The 21,235-nt window shown below is 37.6% G+C and carries 13 protein-coding genes, 1 tRNA gene and 2 pseudogenes; 6 read left to right on the top strand and 10 right to left on the bottom strand.

The genetic code is table 11. The annotated features are described in order from the left end of the window. Positions 1-719: 719 nt before the first annotated feature. The 9 genes from FJG96_RS08695 to FJG96_RS08865 all read right to left on the bottom strand — a co-directional run bounded on the left by FJG96_RS08695 (position 720) and on the right by FJG96_RS08865 (position 13,155). Positions 720-2,084, bottom strand: coding sequence for an MFS transporter (locus tag FJG96_RS08695; protein WP_139413602.1), 1,365 nt, complete (start codon positions 2,082-2,084; stop codon positions 720-722). 424 nt (positions 2,085-2,508) lie between these two features. Continuing rightward, positions 2,509-3,375 carry an abortive infection family protein gene (locus FJG96_RS08690; protein ID WP_139413601.1) on the bottom strand — a complete coding sequence of 289 codons (867 nt, stop codon included), beginning with the start codon at positions 3,373-3,375 and terminating at the stop codon, positions 2,509-2,511. 230 nt (positions 3,376-3,605) lie between these two features. Next, complete coding sequence (locus FJG96_RS08685) at positions 3,606-4,775, bottom strand: MFS transporter (RefSeq protein WP_139413600.1); 1,170 nt, start codon at positions 4,773-4,775, stop codon at positions 3,606-3,608. Between the two features lie 829 nt (positions 4,776-5,604). Further along, complete coding sequence (locus FJG96_RS08680; RefSeq protein WP_139413599.1) at positions 5,605-6,759, bottom strand: MFS transporter; 1,155 nt, start codon at positions 6,757-6,759, stop codon at positions 5,605-5,607. Between the two features lie 799 nt (positions 6,760-7,558). Beyond that, complete coding sequence (locus tag FJG96_RS08675) at positions 7,559-8,800, bottom strand: DUF2087 domain-containing protein (protein ID WP_139413598.1); 1,242 nt, start codon at positions 8,798-8,800, stop codon at positions 7,559-7,561. 289 nt (positions 8,801-9,089) lie between these two features. After that, the gene (locus FJG96_RS08670; protein ID WP_139413597.1) at positions 9,090-10,271 is read right to left on the bottom strand and encodes an MFS transporter; all 1,182 of its coding nucleotides are present in this window, start codon (positions 10,269-10,271) and stop codon (positions 9,090-9,092) included. Between the two features lie 222 nt (positions 10,272-10,493). Further along, positions 10,494-11,582 carry a DUF3792 domain-containing protein gene (locus tag FJG96_RS08665; RefSeq protein ID WP_139413596.1) on the bottom strand — a complete coding sequence of 363 codons (1,089 nt, stop codon included), beginning with the start codon at positions 11,580-11,582 and terminating at the stop codon, positions 10,494-10,496. Between the two features lie 847 nt (positions 11,583-12,429). Then, on the bottom strand, positions 12,430-13,047 hold the full coding sequence (locus FJG96_RS08870; protein ID WP_180338256.1) for a hypothetical protein: 618 nt from the start codon (positions 13,045-13,047) through the stop codon (positions 12,430-12,432). Between the two features lie 3 nt (positions 13,048-13,050). Further along, positions 13,051-13,155, bottom strand: a complete 105-nt coding sequence (locus FJG96_RS08865) for a phage tail assembly protein (RefSeq protein ID WP_180338255.1) — start codon at positions 13,153-13,155, stop codon at positions 13,051-13,053. Between the two features lie 619 nt (positions 13,156-13,774). Between FJG96_RS08865 and FJG96_RS08650 the strand changes: the two are divergent. The 5 genes and pseudogenes from FJG96_RS08650 to FJG96_RS08630 form a co-directional block, all read left to right on the top strand. Further along, positions 13,775-14,629: pseudogene (locus tag FJG96_RS08650) on the top strand (Bcr/CflA family efflux MFS transporter); the annotation flags it as partial. A 20-nt stretch (positions 14,630-14,649) separates the two neighbouring features. Further along, positions 14,650-15,153 (top strand): annotated as a pseudogene (locus tag FJG96_RS08645) (MFS transporter); the annotation flags it as partial. Between the two features lie 264 nt (positions 15,154-15,417). Continuing rightward, the gene (locus FJG96_RS08640) at positions 15,418-16,149 is read left to right on the top strand and encodes an alpha/beta hydrolase family protein (RefSeq protein ID WP_139413594.1); all 732 of its coding nucleotides are present in this window, start codon (positions 15,418-15,420) and stop codon (positions 16,147-16,149) included. 604 nt (positions 16,150-16,753) lie between these two features. After that, a complete protein-coding gene (locus tag FJG96_RS08635; RefSeq protein ID WP_139413593.1) occupies positions 16,754-17,011 on the top strand; it encodes a hypothetical protein in 258 nt (85 codons plus the stop codon). Positions 17,012-17,475: 464 nt separating this feature from the next. Continuing rightward, positions 17,476-18,282 carry an N-acetylmuramoyl-L-alanine amidase gene (locus FJG96_RS08630; protein ID WP_139413592.1) on the top strand — a complete coding sequence of 269 codons (807 nt, stop codon included), beginning with the start codon at positions 17,476-17,478 and terminating at the stop codon, positions 18,280-18,282. Positions 18,283-19,577: 1,295 nt separating this feature from the next. Here the strand turns inward: FJG96_RS08630 and FJG96_RS08625 are convergent. Continuing rightward, positions 19,578-20,792: a porin gene (locus FJG96_RS08625; RefSeq protein ID WP_139413591.1), complete on the bottom strand. Its 1,215-nt coding sequence runs from the start codon at positions 20,790-20,792 to the stop codon at positions 19,578-19,580. A 314-nt stretch (positions 20,793-21,106) separates the two neighbouring features. Here FJG96_RS08625 and FJG96_RS08620 point away from each other — a divergent pair. Continuing rightward, positions 21,107-21,197, top strand: a tRNA-Ser gene (locus FJG96_RS08620). The last annotated feature ends 38 nt before the right edge of the window (positions 21,198-21,235 follow it).

Genomic DNA, 21,235 nt, shown 5'->3' with positions numbered 1-21,235 from the left:
TGCTCTCTATTCCCCTTTATGTGCCATCAAGATAAACACCATGAAAGCATATGTTACTGTGCTCATATAGTCGACGACAACGCTAGAAAAATATCTCCAGTATAAATAAACACATTATGCGCGCAAAAGTTAAAAACGTCAAAAAATGACACACTTCCCAAAGCATTAAAGACCTAAAATAACACTTGCAACCATTCTACTAGCGGAGAAAAAAACACATGCAAAGCTATAAAACATGAAAGTTTGGAGATAGTAGATGCGCGCAAAAGCCAATTTGTTCCTCCTATAGGCTTTGAGAGTGCAGTATGATTTGCCATAATCACGGCTGCATGCCAGAGAAGCTTGAGGAATGCATGCTTATATTGTGCTGGAGTGCCTTTCGTCAGTAAGCTTATGGGATTATCCAACATCGATAATCCATACTTAATCCTATGAAAATCTTCAAAAACGCTAAAACCCCTATGCAACAGGTTAAAAAAACTCCATAGAATATGTTTAAAACCTTCTTCCTATCCTTTAGTAAAAAAATATAAGGATCAAGGAAGAACAAGTGACTGGGTGTGACCAATGTTAGAACTTAAGGAGTTTTGCGGGTTAGTACTGCTTATAAAGATGAAGGCTGGAGTTAAAGTTACAGCGTAGTGGTGTTTTTAAACCAAAGCACATGCTCTATATTCTTATTACAATTGCAAATGTTTATGAGGTTTCAACAAAGCATCTCATAAATCAGCGTTTTTTTCTTTACGCGATAAGAAGAGTGTGAGGCAAAACAGTAAAAATACAGCGATAGAGAAGAGGAAGAATATGAGATATGTTTGGTTGAGAGAAAGAACTCCTTTTGTTAGCGTATGGAGTAAATAGCCAGAGAACACACCTCCTAAAGCGCCACCTATTTGCTGTAATATACGTGTGATAACCGCCGTATCTTTGACGTATAAAGGATTGACATATTGAATAGGGGCAGACAGGCATACAATGGTGGCAATACCAAGCCCTATACCTCTTAGTAAGAAACCCAGACCATCCATGCTTGTCTGATAGCCAAAGCATAATAAGCCAAAACTTGAGATTAGCAAACCAATTCCTATCATGAAAAAGGGAGATTTTTCTTTCCATTTCTGGTAAATAAATTTTCTGCCAATCCATGCTCCCACCCCTTGTAGTGCAAGGAGGGCACCGATGATAAGAAGGCTTTTTTCATGGGGTTCTTCTGTGGTGCGTGCTAATGGAAAATAAACGAGAAAGCTATAAAAAAGAAAGGAAGCAATAAGCCCCATGATCATGAGCAATGTATAGCGCACATTTGTAAATCCGCTAAAGACGATTAATTTGTTTTTTGCTTTCTGATTAGAAACAATGAAGAATATGAGAGAGATTACCGCTATCAATGCTATGGTATATATGGTTGTGTTATTATTGATGTTTCTGGCTTCTGTGAGGTAAAAAAACGAAATAAGCGATAGGGAAAAAGCTACAAATGCCAGTAGGTTAAATTTTGTTTTTGCCGTTTCATTGGTTTTTAAATGTTTCGCTCCAATGGCAAGTGCTAATAAAATAAGCGGAATATTGATAAAAAATAACAATCGCCAAGACATATACTGAGCAATGGAAGCTCCTACCAGCGGACCAAAGGCAGGAGCAAAAACCGTTGGTACAGCTATGGTACCCATGGCTTGGCGAACGCGGTCTTGTCCAAATTGTAAGGCGATAATGGTTTGGCTTAGGGGCAGCAAGAGACCGGTTCCAAAACCTTGAACGATACGGGCAGAGATAATGCTTTGAAAATTATCGCTTAATCCCACTCCCAGTGATCCAAGCATAAAAATGCAGTTTGCAAGCAGCCACGTTTTTTTTACGCCTATTCTCCCTTGCAGAAAAGCTGCCATTAACAGTCCTGGCACAGTGGCGAGGAAATAGGAAGTTACAACCCATTGTATATTTTTTTCTCCCGTTGAAAAATAATGCGCAAGATTAGGAAGGATGACATTCACAATGCTGCCGTCTAGCAAAGGTAGTATACTGGAAATAATGACGGTATAAATGACAGACTTTTCTGATTTGCTATAGGAATCTCTTTTTTGCATTCTTATGCCCCCTGCTGATATTCTTGACAATATTGGTTCTGCCTCATAAATCACAGGCTTTGAGAATGAATACCTGTTTGCGAGGACTGTGCCTATTGGGATAAATGTGATGGGGAGTGCTGATGACTTCCCCCAATGCTTGTCTCCCCTGATATTCCCTTTGTGTAAGCCCTTTTTTTCCTAAATAAAGCTCTTGTTTAAACGGATTTTGGTGAGTTTATCGAGGAGTCTGTTTGCTGTCAATTCTCTTGGCATGAGAGCAAAACAGAGCCTACACAAATATGTAGGCTCTGCTCCAAAGGTTAATGGTTTGTGGTTCTTATAAGATCCGGTCCGGTTTTACGGAGCCTGTTTGCGTTCTCGTATGAAATTCATGAGGAGAAAATGTTAGGATCAATCTGTTTCGTTTATCGAGAATATTTTTTTATGATGTTTTTTGGCGCAACTTTAAGATATACATTGCAAGGGCAGAGGCGGCATTAACAACTAAACACGCATGACGAGGTTTGAGATTGATTTCTCGAAAACTTGCCTCCGAGCGACCATGGGCTGCACTTTCGTTGTTTCTTAGATTCATGGTACCTTGTACAACTTGGTAGAGACCAGATGCTACCATTTTTAAGTTCTTTTTATCCAGATCGTTTAAGTTTTTTTTCTCCATATCTTTTGGACGAAGCTCAGCATGTTCTATGACTTGTTGCCATAAAGCGGGTAGCGTACAAGCGGTTTCTTTATAGGAGAGAGCGTGGTGGTCGAGATAAACTTTACAAGATGCCTCTAATATATTTGCAGCATAGAGAGCTGAAGCCATTGGATCAGTTTCTATGTTTTCCAATGCTCTCTTTATTTCAGTTTTTATTGCTAATAATCCGTTCTTTGCAACTTCTTTTTGCAATTCTTCTATAGAGAGCAAGCCAGCTTTGATGATATATCCTCCACGGTGGTATTGTAATCCATTCTTCTTTAAAATTTCTAGAACTTTACATTTATCTTCTTCTAGCTGGGGATTTTTGTGAGGATAATAATAATGCTCTTTGTTCATAAAATCCGCAAGAAGATTGCTAAGAATTTCAAGCGGTTCATCGCATTCCATGTTGATGGCTTGGAGTCGTTTCTTGGTTCTAAAGGCTTTGCTATCTCCTTCTGTTTCATCAGGAGCAGATAATTTAAAAAATAAGTGGTTTAACTCCTTCTTCGTATAATGGTCTGAAAATATTTGAGGGAGTAGTCCAATGATTGCTGGAGGGATTTTGTTTTTTTGAGATATTTTTTGCGGGGATGATAATTGCATTGTATGCCTTTATAATATCAAAAATAATCTGTGGATTAGTTTTTAGAATATGATTTTGCTGCTTTCCCTTTGGTAAAAGGTCGCACGCATCATATAGTGTCTGATATAAGAATTTTGCATGAAAAATACTATATCATGTTTAAAAAAATGTTTTCTTTTTTACTGTTATCGTCGTAAGGCGGAATGCTTTTATTGCATGATGAGATAAATAGACGTGAGATAGCTTGAATTTACTTTTTTGCTTTTTTCATAAAAAGCAGGAGAGAGAGAAAAGCAGCGCTGATGGATGCAATGCTTAAGAGTTGCCAAACCGATAAGCCAAAAACAGCTTTGTTGTATAAGAGAGAACCGAAGTAACTGCCTGCCATTCCTCCAAAAGCACTCGACAAACTCATGATGCCAAATGCGCTCGCAATGAGGCGTTCATCTATATTTGTGGCCTCATAATCGAGGCGTATGCGCATAATGATTTCGGCAAAGGTAAAAAGTACGATCGCTAAAAAGAGACTAAAGTAAGAAGGATTAAGAGCGTGGAGAATAAAGAATGAGAGCCAAAAAAACACAAAGGATAACACTATAGGTGTTTTGGAATTTTCCCGACAAGACCATCTTGAGACAGGTATTTGGAAAAAGATAACAATGAGGGCATTGAGGAGAAAAATATAGGAGGGGGTGCTTTTCCCAAAAGTTTCGTCACCAAACAGCGGTATTGTGACTTCAAGTTGTATGTAAAGAAAGAGAAATAAAAACGTGAAAAATGCTACACGCAGCATTGTCTTGTTGGTAAGCAGATTGCAAAAATCAGAAAAATTTATTTTACTGCCTGTGTCGGTAACTCGGCTTTCTTTTAATGTGCAGTTGATAAGCAATAATAAAATAAAGATGAAGCCAACAAGGCTAAATAAGAGTTGAGGATGAACTTTTAAAATAAGCATTCCAAGTAATGGGCCAATGGCAGTCCCTATGTTGGTAAAAATCGATCTGATGGCAAGAATATCAACTTTGTCAGCTTGAGAGACGTTTTTTACTAAAAAAGATTTTGCTGCGGGAAAATACATACTGCTTCCTAGTCCAATCAGGATACAGGAGAGAAGTAGGATGTAAAAATTATGCGTAAAACCAATGATAAAATAACCTGGAATCCGCAGCGCTAAACCCAAAAGCATGGTTTTTTTGATATGCACATAATCGGAAAGGATTCCTCCTAAAAGGGAGCCTGCTCTTTGGCACCAAAAAGCTATTCCAATGATAGTACCTACTTCTATCGCACTGAGCGAATTCAATTTGTTTAAGTAGATCGCCAGAAAAGGAACGACCATAAAAGCACCAATATTGCTCAAAAGTATGGTTATGAGAATAAGGTGTATGCTTGCCTTGAAACTGAGAATTTTCCGTAACATTGATTTTTCTATTACAATATTGACTTTATTCGCTTTGGAGAGTGTCTTTCATAGCGCTGTTTTTGCAGCGATACTAGTCGTAAAAAAATCCTGATACAGGTTTGGTTCATGAGGTTGAGAACTTTTTCTGTAAGCTGTAAAGCGAGAGGTATTTATTTGCGCACTGTATATTTTAAGTGCATATGCTTAAGTGTTCCAGTTATTTTGGTGGTGAGAAATATTTGATCTGTGTGTTTTGGGGGAGTCAATTCTTTACCAAAACATTCAGGCTCTTTTCCTTTTGTCGAGGTGTACATATAAGATGATAAATGTTTTCATCAAGTTTAGAACATGGTAATCCTATGGGACCGATTTCTTGTGTGGTAAAGCTAAGGGGGTAATACCTAAGTCAGGAATTATCTCTCTTATTTTCAAAACAGATTCAGTTTGAAAGGATTCTCCAAGATAGAATAGGTTTTTTCGAGGTTTTAATTTTTGCTTCCAAGATACGATAATAAGTTTATCTGCAAAACTTGGCAAGCATATTATGGTATCAATAGAAAATTCTTCGATAGCTGAACTGAAAGTCTCAAGATCAACCATAGAGGCAAATGGGTAATATGGTACTTTGAGAAGGCGACAAATTTCATGTGCAAGTAAAAATCTGCCCCATAATCCCTCAGCTCTAAGGCAATTGGCTTGAGAGCTTACAGAGAAATTCTTAAAAACAGTTTCGCGTTTTTTGCAGAAGAGTGTGTTACAAACTCATAATTAAGTCACTTATGACGAAGTGTTGTAGGTGCTCTTGTTATGTCATTGGTTGCAAAAATGATATACGACATTGGAGCCCTTATTTTTTCGTTTGCATGAGACAGAGGCAAGAAAAAAAGGAAGATGCAACAATGATCATGCAAAAGATGAAATCGATATAATTGTTGCAATAGCTGATGATCCATCCACTTGCCCATGAGCCTGTCGCTTGACCAATATTTGAAACAACAAGAATATAACTAAAAAGAACACTGGCAGAGAGGGATGCGGTTGTTTTGTTTGCTTGATAGTATATCTCTGGAATCATGATAGATTCATAGATACTGTAGGCAATTAACGCAGTTACAGCGGTAAAGATTCCACCCATGAGAAAGAATGAAGCGAAACTTCCCATAAGCCATAGTAGGTAAAAGGTTGATTTATCGGAAAGGCTAAGGTGTTTATTGATTATTCCTTGCCAGATACAAATACTGATTCCAACAATTGAAAAGAAAATTCCGCTATACGGGGCCAGATTGCTGTCAAATTTACTGAGAAGTGTTGTGGTGGTGATAAAAATTCCCATGATAAACGTGCAAAGAAAAGCTGTGACCAGTAAATAAACAATAGCATGATTATGTGTTATTTTTTTTAAAGAAGAAAGAAGAGAGGCGTTTGTTTTTTTATTCTTTTCAACGGATGCTTTTTTATGGGGGTAGTGATAAACAATTTGAATCGATAGAACACAAAGATACAAACCAATGATTGCAAAACAAGCCATAAAAAAAACCGATGCATTATATTTTATGGCTATCATTGCAACGAGAGGGGCGATAACAACCGCAGCGTTTTGAAAAAAAGAATAGAGTGTTAATGCGCGTTTAAGAGCACTTCCATTGAGATGTTCTGATAAAATTTCTCTCAAAAATGGCTTTGAAATTGCTTTTGAAAAAGCTGTTAAGGTGAAAAAGACCAGCCATGCAGAAGCTGTGGTTGACAGGATAACGCATAGGAAAGCGCTACTCCTTAAAATAAAGGTGGTAGCCATTAAAAGTTTACGCGAAAATCTCTCTAATAAACCCGTTGTGGTTACCATGAGAATGCTTTCGAGGATTACTGATCCAGCGAGATAAAACGCAACATTTGCCGCAGTTATGAGAGAAGAGTTTCCAAGGAGTGGGAGTACAAAGAAATAGGAAAATTCAGAAAGAAAAACCGCGCTATAGATGAAAAAAGTTATTTTATTTTTGCCCATGGAATTTCCATAGAAGTGTTGTTAAATGATCAAAGACATTTTGTTGTATCTTTTGGGGAAGTTTTGTTAGCTCTGTTTTTGCTGTACACATTTCGTTGAAAGAGTATCCTTCCTGATTTACTAGCCAGTCCACTTCAAGAATATTGTTTTTGGTTTTTTCTACGATGTTTTTAGAAATATTAAGCATTTTAAGATAGAATTTTTCCTTGCCCTATACGGTTATAAAAGCTGCTTCTGTTAGGATCTTTTTGGTGCCTCCACGTGCAGCATTTCTTATAGTGTTGTCTCCTCATATGAAGAAATATGCCAGAATGGGAATCGAGAAAAATGGTATTTAATTTTAATGCAAGCCTATCAAATAATAATACGCTTTGCGTAGCTACATATTGCAACCAAATCTCTCTACGGAAGATTCTACGGCATCACTTAATGCTGGATGACGTTATAACCCAGATAGGAAGATGATTATACAATCAATGTAAGTTTCCCCTGATTGAGCAACAACACTGTGCACTGATATCCGCGTAACAATCGTGAGATCATTGAAGACCTTGATCCCATATCTTCTCCTGATGATTTTGACTGTTTCTAATTCTATTTGATAACCAATTGACATTCCCGCATTCTTGTTCCTCCCATGAAACTTTTACAAAGAGGGTGTACTCATTTCTATAGATTGTCAACATATGAATGATTTAATAAGTTTTTCATGAAACGAGATTTTTCGTGAACGGTTACCCATTCTTTTGAAGTGTAGAAGAAAAATGATTGCGTTCATTAATCATTATTTAATTCTTTTTTAGCGTATGCGTTGATATTTGCCGGCATGGCGTTGTAAAAATCCTCTCTCGATAAGGGTGCGTCTTAATCTGGCAAAATCTACCGTAAAGAGGCTGCATATCTTGGAGACTTCCGTTTCACTATAGATTTTTTTCCTTTGAAAGGCTTGGGCAATTTTTGTAAGCATCTCTTCTGTTTCTAAATGGCGATCACTTAAATTTTCTCTCTCCCGCACATTTTTATCTTCTAGTGCTTTCCAAAGTGTTCCTTCTGCTTGAAATCCGGCTGTTGTGTTTTGAATAAGACCAAGGTTTAAAAGACGGTTGATGGATTTGTGAATGGTTTTCGCATCACAATCGACAGTTTTTAGGATCTCAGAAAGATTTTTTGCACCAAGGATAATGGCGGCATAAACAGTGCGCAGTGTTGGTGAGGTCATGGCAGAAATTAGTGAATTCACTTTACTGCGTTTGTGAAGGGTTTCTTTTCCCATAGGCAAAAGATCATTGCGAAGGGGCAGTTCGTTGATTTCTATGAGTTCTGCTTGGAGCGATTGTGTGCGGACAATTTGCTCAGTAGGGGTGCGTTTGCGAATAATCCCCAGACCACTTTGGCAATATTTATGGTTTTCAGGGAGGGTTAAAGCTTCATAGGATCCATCAAGACGGTAGAGAATTTCTTCCCACAAAGGGGTTCTAACACGTCGAACCCGTTGCTCTCCATTAAGAGCAACGGTTGTGGTCATGGTTGGTTCATGCAGACAGAGATAACCACCAGCGGTGATATGTTCCCAAAGTGTGATAACAAATCGCACATCATCTGCGGGCGTTCCAGCATCAAGCCAAGCAAAATCTATGGGGCCCCAAGATTTGAACGTTGCATCATCAAGAGAGAAGAAATTTTCATGGATGAATGTTACCATGTCTTTTTCGATGTCCTCGTCTTTGAGCAGTTTTTGCCATGTTTCTTCAGCGGACTGACTGTCTCCTGAAAAATCATCGATGGTGATCAATCGTGGTTGGTAATTTTCAAGAACCCCTGAAGGGTCAAGCAAAGCTGTGCGTTCTTCCCAAGTGGAGGATTCTAAAAGTTTTTTATCCTGTTGCCATGCTTGTTTTACTTTTTGCAGGGCTTTAGCAATCAAGCGTGTGCTATCGCCTGCGCCGATTTCAAGGACTGTGTGCGGTCTTGCCATTTGAATGAGCGTATAAAGAAGCTTTGTACTGTTTTCTGTTCCCATATCCGGTCTTATCAAGGGCATCTGTTGATCCTTATCCTTTACCCAAGCGCAGCATTCCTGCTTTGATAAAAAATGTGGTTGTTTGTTCCATGGGGTATTGTTGCATGATGTTATCGTTTTTTGCTTTTAAATATCAAATTTTGCAATAATTGTTTGCTGTTCCACACGGAGTGGCTTAGCAAAATCCCATTGATTGGTAGGGGGGAGAGACAATGATGTTGGTTGGGATTTTATCCGGTGGTGATTGTTATCTCCTTTTTGTGCATGGTTTGTCTTAGAGAATAGACGGCAAAGTCTATTAGGTATTATCCTATTCCTTTTTTTGCAGAGTGCTGTTTACGATAAAGCCTAAGATGCCTGTGATCATGGTGGCGATTCCGATGATAAAGAGTGTGTGTTGGGTATGGTGCACTTTTACAAAACCTGCACTGATAAAACCAATGCATACGGCTGTTTGTATGATAAAGATATAGGCAGGCATTTGGCTGTTTCGTTGTTCTTTCTGGATAGCTTTCATCATAAAACTTGCCATCAGAGAATTTTGCACGCCGTTAGCACTCCCAAGAATAAAAAATGACAGCATCATCAGCCATGCGAAGCTCGTTAAAGAAAAGCAGAAAATGGCAAAACCAATGGTTGCGGCAGCCAATGATGCTCCAGCGGCATTGCCAAAGCGGTGGAAAAGGCTGGAAAAGCAGAGTGGGCCAACCACAAGACCGAGACTGATCATGCTGCTGATTATGCCATAGGTTTGTGCACTAAACGCTAGCTCAGTGCGGATGCGGACAATCGACAACACATTGAGAGCTGAAGTGAGGATGATGGTGGTAATAAGGGGCATAAGAGCATAGACAACCTTTTTTTTACGCAAAAGCCCTGTTAAGTCTAGCCCCTTTTTGCTTTTCTGTGATGGGTTTATCGTTTTCTCATGCACTTTTAAACTTTTAAAACAGACTATGGTGATCAAGGCTGCACAGAAAACCATGATGGAGAGTGCAAAGAGTCCTTTTTGCCCGTTTGATAGACCATATAATACGCCCCCTAACAGTGGTCCAGCAATATAACCAAGATTACGAACTGTTTGGATAATGCGATTGATATAGTCTAATTGCTGATCATTTTTTGCGAAGTCAGGTACAGCAACAAGGATAGCGGACCAAAAGATTGAACCAGCACAGCCTAGTGCAAAAGAAAGGGCAATATAAAACCAAAACTGGTTAGCAATTGCAGCTGTAGCTATGAAAAGTGCTTCAAATAATAAAACAACAGTGACTGTGTGCACTGGCTCGAAGCGATGTAAAAGGCGCGGGGCAATGGGGCCTGCACAAATTGCTCCTATAAGCCCTGCAAAAAGTAGCATGGAAATAGAGGCTGTACTTTCTGCTAAGTGTAAAGCAAATGTAACTTGAGCCGTTTCATCGGCAAAGCTGCTAAGCCCCAAAACGAGAAAAAGTCCTATTTGGGCGAAAATCATGGATTTTTTCTTTATCACAATGCTCCTCCCCAAGGTGCTAAAGTTATCATTTTCTCCTGTGTGTTGATGGTATATCACAGGTTTTTGCTCTGTCTATTTTTTTTCCGGATGATTAAGTTTGAGAACATAATCTTTCTCATTCTCATGGCTATATGATGCCAAAAGCTTTTCAAGCCGAGTATAAAAAAAGCTGTACAAAACTGTACAGCTTTTTTTAGGTTCATTTTAGAGCTAGAAATTTTAAAGTTTGAAAAAGTCCTTACGGCTTCTGTAACCATAATAACCACAAACACTGGAAATTATGGCGCCTATCAGACTCCCTAAAAAGCCCCACCATCCCATCTTGGAGGCTGTGTTTGTGACTTTTGTGGCGGTGTTTTTGGCACCTTTGATAGCTCCTTCAAGATTGTCAGAGAGGGTTTCAGCCCGTTCTTCAAGCACTTTTATCGCTTTTGCAGTTTTTTCCTCTGCACTTTGATAAAGTTGAAGAGCACGAGTGGTTGCTGTTTGTGCATCTGCGCGAGTCATGCCATCCTTCATGAGGGCATTGATGATATCGCTTCGATTAAATTTTGCTGTCAGATCTTCTACACGATCAGAAAGACGTTCTTCTAGATCTTTCAGAGTGGTGCGGTAATGAGAAGGATCCTTTTTAAAGGCTGTGATTGCCTCCCCAATATCACTGAGTGCTGCCTGATAGGATGTTTTTAAGCGCTCAGGATTGAGGGCAGGAATATCGCTTTTATGGAGAAGGGTACGCAACTCATTGCCAAGTTGGTCAAAATTGATGCCATCATCGCTGTTTTTTGTTAAAAACTTTGCAAAATCCTCGCTATTTAATTTTGTAAGCAGGGGGGAAATATTTGTTTTGAAACTGTCGACAGTTTGTTGGACCATCGAGCTGTTTTCTAGGGCAGCTTTAGCTCCTATTTTTGCTGTGCTTGAAACGACATGGATGGCTTGGAGGGTCATAAGAAGTGTTATGAGAGCCCAAGTTAAGAAACCATGAAGAGCTCCTGTGGTTTCAGCAAAACGCCCAGCCACAAAACCTCCCAAAGCAAGGCTGATCAGTATAACGATAAGAGAGCCTGTGCCCATCGAGAGGAACGAACCTTCAAAAGGGGAGGACGAAGTGAAATCCATTTGGCTCAATCCTAATGCTCCTACCAGAAAAGAGAGGCAGATTGAGGTGGCTAGAGCCGTTACCAGACCGGCAAAAATGGCTGACCATGAAATGGGTGTTTGAAAAAATGAATATTCTGTTTCTAGAGATGTTTCTCCTAGAAAATTCGTATCGAAAGGTGTTTTTTCAGGAATGCGGGTTTCCATGTTTTATCTCCTTGAATATGCTGGAGATACAATGCCTTATTACCAATTATGTTCCAAAATAGATGGATAGACGCTAAAATGAAGAGAAAAAATGCCTTAACGTTTCTTATGAGAGAAAAAATGTGAAATAAACAGCTCTAAAGATCTAATTTACGCTTGAGGAAAAATGTGTTCGTATGATCATTTTATCTCTTATGAGGCAGCATAATTTTTAATTGTACCTCGTATTGTGGAGGAGAGAGAAGCTGTTTAAGCTGTTGCTTGTGCTGTAGGCTGTGGGGGGCAATGCTGCAAGATCTCAATTGTCTGCTTAGTTTTTTTCTGCTCTTTGGACTTCTTAGGGTGGAAAAAAACGAATTAACCAAAGCGAAAGATTATATATCATCAGAAGATTTATTTGCTTTTGAAGTTTTTTTAGAGCTATTCATGAAGAATTTTGTTGAGCGTTTAAGGTGTAAACAGATTAAACGTTTTTTTATATTATGCGTTGGTTGTGCAAAATGATGTCATAGGCTTGTTCTATCAGGGCTCTGTTGGAAAATTTAAAAAGAGTGTTTTTACGATAATGTTTTGATCAACATATAATCAGCTTCATAAAGAGTATCATTACTCTTGTGTGAAGATTCTTTTGGTTGTTGTTTGCTTTTTTCTAAGAAATCATGGTCGCTATAATTTTTGTCTTTATGCGCTGCTTTTATGACGAATAGTATGTTTTTTATGATCAATAATATTGATACGCTTCAATTTGAAAAGCCTTAAAAAGCTTAGATAAGTGAAGAGGGGAGAAGACCGCTTGATTGTACTCTCTCCTCCTTGTTTTTTTTACTTAGTACTAATGCCCGAAAAATTATTTCAATCTTTTGAATAAAAACTCCCAACACCAAAAGAATAGATGCAAAATTTTTGAGGCAATGCCTAACGATTTTAAGATTATATCCAACGTTGATTTTTTTGTTTTATTTCCAGTTTTTTGATAAGATGTAATATGCATAGATCCTGATGGACTATTTTGTACGAAGGTGCCATAATTTATAATGTTTATTTGAACCTGTGTATTAGAAGGGTTATGCGCTGTTACGGGTGTATAGTCGTTAAATATTTCTTCTTTTATATTTTTTATATTCTGTGTTTCAAATGTATCTTTATAAAAACTGTTTTTGCATTTTTCCGATATGGTGTTGTTGAAAATACAGACACTCATTATTTTTTCCATGTGTAATTTTAGGCTCTTTATTTCATGGTTAAAATCTTTGAGATAGCCTGTGAATGGATTTTTCAAAGTCATTTTTAGATTGTTACTGATGCTGATTATTTTGTCGAGCACTTCTTTTAATGAGGAGTCCAAAATATCTTTGATATTTGAAAAGTCGTGCTTATCAAGTTTGTTGATCATATCATAAGACCATCCTGAAAAACAGGCAATTATTTTTATTGTTTGCTTGATTCCTTCCTTTATGCTTATCAATTCTCAATCTTTAACTTTTGTGCGCCGTAAACAGGTCTCTGTATATGTTTTTCCTTCAACCGTAAGAGGTACCAGCAACGGAATACGTTTTATTTTTATTATGCACATTCATTGCTCCTATAGGTAAATTAAATAATTTCTAACTATATGATATTTATCAATAAGTTATACAGTTTTTATTTTTTTATCTTAAGTAAAAAGCTTTGTGAAATGAGCACATATATTGGATTGTTTGCAGAAGTGTCATTATACTCTATGAGCAGATAGAGTTAAACTCTTTACAATAATGATTTATGTTGATACGGTTCTTAAGTTATTGTCGTATTATACACTCTGTTTATACTATAACGATTTTGGGGTAGAGGCGTTAGAGGTTGTTTTTCTGCTTTGTGTTTTATCGATCAACTTTGGTGGAGCCTGTAGAGAAAGTGGCATTGTTGCCGTGGAAAGAGATTGTGCTTTTGTTTATGTTATCAATGGAAAAAGCAGCGAAAGATTGTGGCAAAGTGTGTGTAAAGGAAAGATTCTTCATGGGTTGAATTTTTTCATGTGAAGCGTGGAAAATAGAATTTTATTTATTAAAAAATAATAGAAATTTTATTTCACAAAGTAAAATAATAACACTTTTCATCATGATTATTTATCTATATAAGAAAAAATATCATTATATTTTTCATTTTTAATTAAATACTATTTAAGCTCTAACTTTAAAAGTGTGATTTTATTTATGGATCGTAAATATACTTTACCATTTATTATACTTATTATATGTTTATCGACAGGGGGATTAATCTCTACTGATATTTTTTTACCAGCACTGGGGGATATGCGTCAGTATTATCAAGTGACTCAATCTCAAATTCAAAGTGCAGTGGCTGTTTTTTTGTTTGCATTGGCACTTGGACAGCTTATTTATGGACCGCTGAGTGATAATTTTGGACGTAAAAAAACACTTCTATTAGGCTTATTCTTGTGGTTATTCACAACAATTGGTGTGATTTATGCCGTTCATATTCATGCTTTTCTTGTATTACGTTTCTTGCAAGGTCTTGGAGCTTGTGCGGGGCTTGTCTTAAGTCGCGCGATCATCAATGATTTGTTGGATAAAAAAGCAGCAGGAAAACTTTATTTGATTGTTTTCCCTTTTATTGGAATGTCGCCAGCACTTGCACCTTTCATTGGTGGACTTTTGATACAAGCTTTTCATTGGCACGCAACTTTTATCTTTTTAGGCTTTTTTATATTTTTGACCATCTTACTGTGTTGTGTTGTGCTCACCGAAACTCTCCCCCCAAAAAAGCGACAGCCTTTTTCTCCGGTAGGATTTATGAAGGGATATTTAGCCGTTCTCAGAAATAAACAATTTATTTTTTATGCACTTATTCCCTGTTTTTCTTACGCGGCTTATTTTGCTTATATTGTGGAGTCGCCTTTTTTACTCACGACTTTGGGTTTATCGCCGATACACATTAGTTACAGCTATATTGGTGTTTCGTTGCCCTATATTTTGGGAAATTTTTTGGCGCGATGGTTTTTTGAACGCGAATCTATGGAAAAGACTGTGGGAAGAGGGTACATTATTTTTGCTGTAGGAGGTGTGNTGTGGAGTCGCCTTTTTTACTCACGACTTTGGGTTTATCGCCGATACACATTAGTTACAGCTATATTGGTGTTTCGTTGCCCTATATTTTGGGAAATTTTTTGGCGCGATGGTTTTTTGAACGCGAATCTATGGAAAAGACTGTGGGAAGAGGGTACATTATTTTTGCTGTAGGAGGTGTGCTTTTTGCCTTGCAAATGTATCTAAGCCCATGGCCCCTTGTGACAAGTTTTATGGCAATTGCTGTTCTTACTTTCGGCAATGGTTTTTTATTACCCTTAGGGACAGCATTGGCTATTTCATCACATCCGAAAGCGGCGGGAGCGGCTTCTGGTGTTATGGGCTCTTTGCAATTGGGAAGTGCAGCGCTTAGTGCGGCGGTTATCGGAAAGATCTCTGGTCATAGCCCACGGGCTATGGCAACTTTGTTAGCCGCCTGTTGTATGATTGGTTTTATCATTTATATTCAAAAAGCGCGTCATTTTATGACTTCAGAAATAAGCTGAGTGAAATGATCAAAAGAGAGCATTATGCAGAAATATTTTTGATGTTTTACATGTTTTTGGACTCTGTTGTTGAATGATTTTTTTATTTAGTGGTTTGATTGAGGGGCTTTAAAATTGGTCATAAGCTTCGTTTAAATTTAACAAATTGGGTGTTATGGGAGGGGTTGTGGGCGTAGAGTTTCAACATACTTGTATTTTTATGACATTTGAGGGAAAGAGTTTGGCTTCTGATGCGTGTGTTGAAGCAAGAGGAACGATCGATCAATGAGTCTTCCTGTTGTTATTCTTTCTCCTGTAATGCCAATTTGGGATGAGGGTGTTTTTTGCTCTTCACTGACAAAGCTCTGCGCAACAAAAGGATTCCAAGTAACGCTGCTGGATACACTCTCGCTTTTTCCTAAGAGTGCTCATTTTCTCAATTATTCTGCTATTGAAACGTTATCTTTTATGATAAAAAAACTCGAAAAGTATTTTAAAGAGCCTGCGGTGCTTGTGGGATTTTCTATGGCTGGAATGTTAGTACAAATATTGGCACCACGGCTTTCCAATGTTCAAGCGGTACTTGCTGTCAATGCACCTGGCTATCCAGATAAACCTTTGCAACGGCGCCTTGGAGATATTTTGTTTCATTTAGAAAATAATGATTTGGTGGGAGCTTTGGAAACACTCAATGCTTTTATGCATTCTCGTGGCGTTATTAAAAAAAGAGTTGCCTTAGAAATTCCACAAGATCAAAAAAGCATGGCCATTGAACGGATGACAAGAGGATTTAAACTCTTATTGGCATTGGATGCTAGAGACGAGATTGTTAAGTATACGGGTAAGTTTTTAGCGTTGGTGGGTGAAAAATCGCAACTTGCAACGGTTGATAATCAAACAAAAAGCCAATGTGTCAATCATGAATATCGAATAATTTCTGGGGCGGGTACGCGTTTGTGGGATGATAATCCTGTTATGACGAATACAATCGTTAGCGAATGGATGGAGGGATTATGAAAAAAAGTTCTTGTGCTATTGGGTCGTGGGTTGGGACCAGAAATCCGCGAGGGGCGTTGAAAGGTCTTTGAGTTATGACTGTTGCTATTCATTTCACTTATGGTGATATGGGGTGGGAATGTTGAAAAAGGGAAGGGGATTGTCTTCCTCAAGTAACTTGGTAAACAGTTTTGGTAAAAAATTACAGAATGCGATGCTCTTTTGCTTGCTGCTGTTGCTGATCTAGGAGATGCAGCAAAAGAATTTGTCCTTCATTTAAGAGAGTATCGATTTCTGTATCTTTCTCCTGTTCTTCTTTAGTGCCAAAAGTTAGGCCTGTTTGCTGATAGATGTTTCGTAAGATACATCATTGGTTCTCAGCCGTCTTTTCATTTTTGTGTTATCAAAAAATATTGAAGGTTTATGTGCTGAATTGGATTGTCGGAGTATTACTTTTCTAACATCCAATTGTGTAATGGATTTTACTCTTGAGATTAAGGGGATAAGATACATGCATCATACAATGTTTTTTTTATCTTTTATGAGAAGTATTTTTACATCTTTCTTCAATGGGTTTTTATCTAACCATTAATTTTGGCTTTTGATGTGCAAATGAAAGGCTTTAATGAACTCAATAGCAGAGGACTTATCCGGTTCTTCCATCCAAGATGCAAAAAAGATTAATGATCATTATAAACTAATCTGTTATCTTGCCTTAGGAGCATATGAAGGAAATCTAGAGGCTTTGTGTGCTTCAAAAGCGTTGTTAATCATCGATATTCTTTCTAAATCAGGAAGAGATGTTGTGAAAAGACAAGATACAGTGTCATTAGACAGAAAAGCTTTGCGAATTTTATTGAAAAATATGTCCATGAAGCATTGATGGTGAATATGGGCTGTTCAGTTGGTGTTCAATAAATTGCTGTAAAGATCTCATAAAATGTTTCCTTTATACTTTTGTCTAGATTGCGTGATAGCTCTGTGTTCGCTTCGGGGAATATTTCCCAATTTGATAATAGGAACAGCTCTTTTTTCTGTAAGATGTGAAGATGTAACAAGTGATCATTTTATGCTTTTATTTCCTTTTTAATTGATCATTGTGTGGGAATTTTTAGGGAAAATATTTGATGTGGTGTGTTTGTGGATGTTGTCAAAAATATTTTATGCGTCTGTGAGGAGAAATAAAAAAATCTGTCTTGATTGTTGATAAGAATGTTGATGGTGTGGGTGAACAAATTTTTGACGTAATCCGCCTAGATAGAAAGTCCATAATGATTTTTTCAACAGCTCGTGTCCTAATCTGTTGTGATACGCGGTGGTTTTTTAAGCAAAAAAGAAAGGGCTTTTATGTATCGGATTGATTACAACAGTTATCGTTCTGTCAAGAGTTTTAGTCGTCGCGTTCGTTTTCTTGTCATGCATTATACGGCTATTGATTTTAAAGCCTCAGTCATGGCGCTTACGGGACAAAAGGTTAGTGCACACTATCTTGTTCCTGATCCTTCAGAGCAGACATATCGTGAAGCTGGATTTAAAGATATGCGTATTTTTAATCTGGTTGATGAGAATGAGCGTGCGTGGCATGCAGGTGTTAGTGCATGGGCTGGGTATAGTCATCTCAATGATTCATCTATTGGGATAGAAATCGTTAATTTAGCAACGAGTCGTTCTAAGTCTTCAGAAGAGACCGCTGATTTAATGAATCATCATAACGAGGTGTTTAGCTTTCCTCCTTATAATCCGATACAAATTGATGCCGTGAAAGAGCTTGCATTGAATATTCTTCAACGCTATCCCAGTATTACGCCAACGAATGTTGTGGGGCATAGTGATATTGCCATTGGAAGAAAAAGTGATCCAGGAGCAGCTTTCCCGTGGAAAGAGCTTTATGAGGCAGGGATAGGGGCGTGGTATGATGATGAGCCCAAAAATCGCTATCAGGAACAATTTTCTAAGAGTTTTCCGTCCAAGGAGGAGGCTTTGGAAAAGCTGAAATGTTATGGGTATGATATTTCAGCAGCATCTACTGAAATAGGATATAAAAATTTGATCCGAGCTTTTCAACTTCATTTTCGTCAAGAAAAGTATGATGGAATTCTCGATGTTGAAACAGCAGCCATTCTTTACGCATTAGTTGATAAATATTTTTCGTGAATTCAATTCTTTTGAATTAAAAGGTATTTTATGATGACATGTGAGCGCTTTTTGTTTCTTAAAAGCGCTCATTTTTTGCTGATTGGTTTCATATAAAAAAGAGCATTTATCGTTTTAGAAAATCGTATAGATGCTATAAGGCATTTTATGGAAACATAACTCTATAGCAAACTTTGTGGTTTGCAGAGATGGAGGTTTGCTGTTTCTTTCTTATATTCTGTTTCGTTTAAAAGTATCCAAAGTTATAAGATGTTGTGTATAATGGGATCATGTAAGATAGAATGTCTCAAACAAAATGGACTTCTCTTGCGTATTTAGCTACTTGTTTTAGAAAATATTTTTTGGTGTGTATCACACACATATTTTGCAACGATCTTCGTAAAGAGTATAAAATCTTTTGTGAAGTGTGTTGTCTATTGTGCATCATTATTCTTATGCTTAATAAAAGAGCAAATCGGCATCATTCTACACGTTGCTCGCTTTCTTTGACATTTGAAACGATTCATAGGTATTTGTCGTTCTTTTTTATTCAGCTTTTATTTATACGCTAATCTTCCTTGTGATGCGTAAGGGGATGATTTTGATTGATTCAACAGGGAGGAATTTGAAATGAGAGAATCTGACGGTATTCAGGTTTTTCATTCAAGTTGAATAAAGATAAATTATCATTATAAATCAATATTCTGTTTTGTTTGAATGTTTTATTCTATGCTGTAAAACACCATCATTAAAGGTGTGATACAGGGACATAAAGTAATATACACTTAATTGAAGTATTTTAAAAATAGAGAGGGGGAAATATTAAGGGTGGAACTTGTCTGTAGAGCCTTATGCAAATGAATCATAAAGAATCCAATCAAGCGTCTCCCCAAAGCAATTTAATTATTTACAAACTGGTGCTGGTAGGAATTTTCGTACTTTGAGAGGAGATAAGGGTTCTTGTTCAGTACAGTTAAACTGAATATTCAGGGTGAGACTTACTTGAGAAGATCATGTCTTAAATTACAAAGGTTAGGTGTAAAAAAACAAAGAAAGATCAATTGGGGAATAAAGTAATGGGGCACGCTTTAAAGAGCAAGAAAGAGATTGTTTGAATTGATGGGTAACATCCTATGAAGTCTTTTTATCAAACTCATAAGGTTAATTTTCTAAGAATATTTTTGTGAAACTAAGCTGTTTTGTCAGAAGGATTAAGAAAATAAGTATCCGGAAAGATTGTTCATGATATTTGATTGAAAAAAATAAAAAACTGGCAACATGAGTTGCCAGTTTTTGAAAGCTCTAGCTTAATAGAATTAGAATGAACGCTGTAAACGGATCATACCTTGGAAAGCACTTTTTCCATGAAAGAGACGTTTTTCATTCTCATGTGCATCCTTTACAATCCGATCATCGTTCCAAGAAACGTAGGTTAATTCAGGTGTAATCACAAACCCTGGAACCAGCGTGTAGGCAATATTGACAGATGTTGCAAAGGTTTTTACAGCACTATAAGAAACTTGCGCATTCAAATCTGCTTTTGGCGTGAGTTTGTAAGTAGCACCTGCCCAAGCAGCCCATTTACCGCCCCAGTTTGCATAGATCGTTGTGCTGCGTCGTGATAACTCACCATCTGCATTTTCTGTGTAGTAATCAACACCATTTTTATAGCCAGCCATCACCCATAGGTTGAAACGGTCGTTAACATTGAAATCTGCACGAACCTTCCCAGCCCACTTTTTGTAGTAAGCATCATATGCAGCAACAGCTGAAAAACCACCCCATTTTTGCATAAACTTTATACCCAAAACCACATTGGGGGTGTAATTTTTAATTCCTTTACTTGGAAGCGTATCGTCTGTGACAGGAATAAGTTTCCCATCTTTCTCAATATAGTTGTCTCCTATTACTTTTGTTTCTTTTACCCCAGGAAGAGAATCTGCATTATTGCCTACTTCAACTCCGATAATAGCAGAAAAGCCGGAATCACCGTTAAAGGTGTAGGAAATAAAATTAGTGCGTGTTGTACCGGCAGGCGCTACACTGTCATCATTGAGCACATTCCCATACCCACCAGTCCAGCTGTTGAAAATGGTATCGTCAAGACCTACACGAAAGCCCCCCAGTTCAATATAAGCGGCTGAAAGTTTTGCACCAGAGCCATCTTTACCATCACCCCAGCTTGAGAAAATTCTCGCATATGAACGAAGGGTTCCCATTTCTGTTTCAGAAGCGGCTTGAAAAACAAGAGTAAGCCGTGATGATGCACCATAGGTTTTTCTTTTGTCGTTCAGTTCATCTTCAGTGGTTGCATCGATATTACCACCGCCAACAAAATCAGTACGAACACTTCCTGACAAACGCATGCAGGTTTCTGTTCCAGGGATATAGAAATATCCTTTTCCGTAGGCATCACAAACGCGAACATATTCTACGGGTTCAGGTTCGGCAACAATTGTTGAAGCAGCATGTGCTCCAGAAATTGCTAAAAAAGCTGCTGTAGAGCTTAAAAAGAGGGATTTAATATTCATATGGGATCTCCGAGGTCCGTTTAATTTTCTTTTAAAGAATATCATTTGCCTAATGCATTAAAGATAAAGGCATAAATAAAATACGCGGTACTTATCATTCTAGCTATACTAATCTTTTTAGAGTTTCAAATATGAAATGAACTTTTTGTAATCTATCTATGTACTATTCGAGAAGATGTGGTAAAAAAGACACAGTTTTTGTTTTGTTAACTTTGGGCCCTATGGAGTGAATAAAGAAAAAAAACTTCAGATATTTGGGAAAAAAAATCGAAAATGTCTTGAACTTTCTATTGATACCATTTATGCAACTCCTTGGAGAGGTGGCCGAGTGGTCGAAGGCGCTCCCCTGCTAAGGGAGTAGGGCTCAAAAGGCTCTCGAGAGTTCGAATCTCTTCCTCTCCGCCATTCTTCTATAAAATCACTGTGTTATAGTGAAGTGTAGG

The organism is Bartonella mastomydis, from assembly GCF_900185775.1.
GTDB classification, from domain to species: Bacteria; Pseudomonadota; Alphaproteobacteria; order Rhizobiales; family Rhizobiaceae; genus Bartonella; species Bartonella elizabethae.
Note: the sequence above shows the minus strand (reverse complement) of the source record. Positions and strands in the feature narration are given on the sequence as shown.

Coding starts and splice junctions, on each gene's coding strand:
- FJG96_RS08695 (WP_139413602.1), bottom strand. CDS start 2,084: ATGCAAAAAAGAGATTCCTATAGCAAATCAGAAAAGTCTGTCATTTAT.
- FJG96_RS08690 (WP_139413601.1), bottom strand. CDS start 3,375: ATGCAATTATCATCCCCGCAAAAAATATCTCAAAAAAACAAAATCCCT.
- FJG96_RS08685 (WP_139413600.1), bottom strand. CDS start 4,775: ATGTTACGGAAAATTCTCAGTTTCAAGGCAAGCATACACCTTATTCTC.
- FJG96_RS08680 (WP_139413599.1), bottom strand. CDS start 6,759: ATGGGCAAAAATAAAATAACTTTTTTCATCTATAGCGCGGTTTTTCTT.
- FJG96_RS08675 (WP_139413598.1), bottom strand. CDS start 8,800: ATGCCCTTGATAAGACCGGATATGGGAACAGAAAACAGTACAAAGCTT.
- FJG96_RS08665 (WP_139413596.1), bottom strand. CDS start 11,582: ATGGAAACCCGCATTCCTGAAAAAACACCTTTCGATACGAATTTTCTA.
- FJG96_RS08865 (WP_180338255.1), bottom strand. CDS start 13,155: ATGTGCATAATAAAAATAAAACGTATTCCGTTGCTGGTACCTCTTACG.
- FJG96_RS08640 (WP_139413594.1), top strand. CDS start 15,418: ATGAGTCTTCCTGTTGTTATTCTTTCTCCTGTAATGCCAATTTGGGAT.
- FJG96_RS08635 (WP_139413593.1), top strand. CDS start 16,754: ATGAACTCAATAGCAGAGGACTTATCCGGTTCTTCCATCCAAGATGCA.
- FJG96_RS08630 (WP_139413592.1), top strand. CDS start 17,476: ATGTATCGGATTGATTACAACAGTTATCGTTCTGTCAAGAGTTTTAGT.
- FJG96_RS08625 (WP_139413591.1), bottom strand. CDS start 20,792: ATGAATATTAAATCCCTCTTTTTAAGCTCTACAGCAGCTTTTTTAGCA.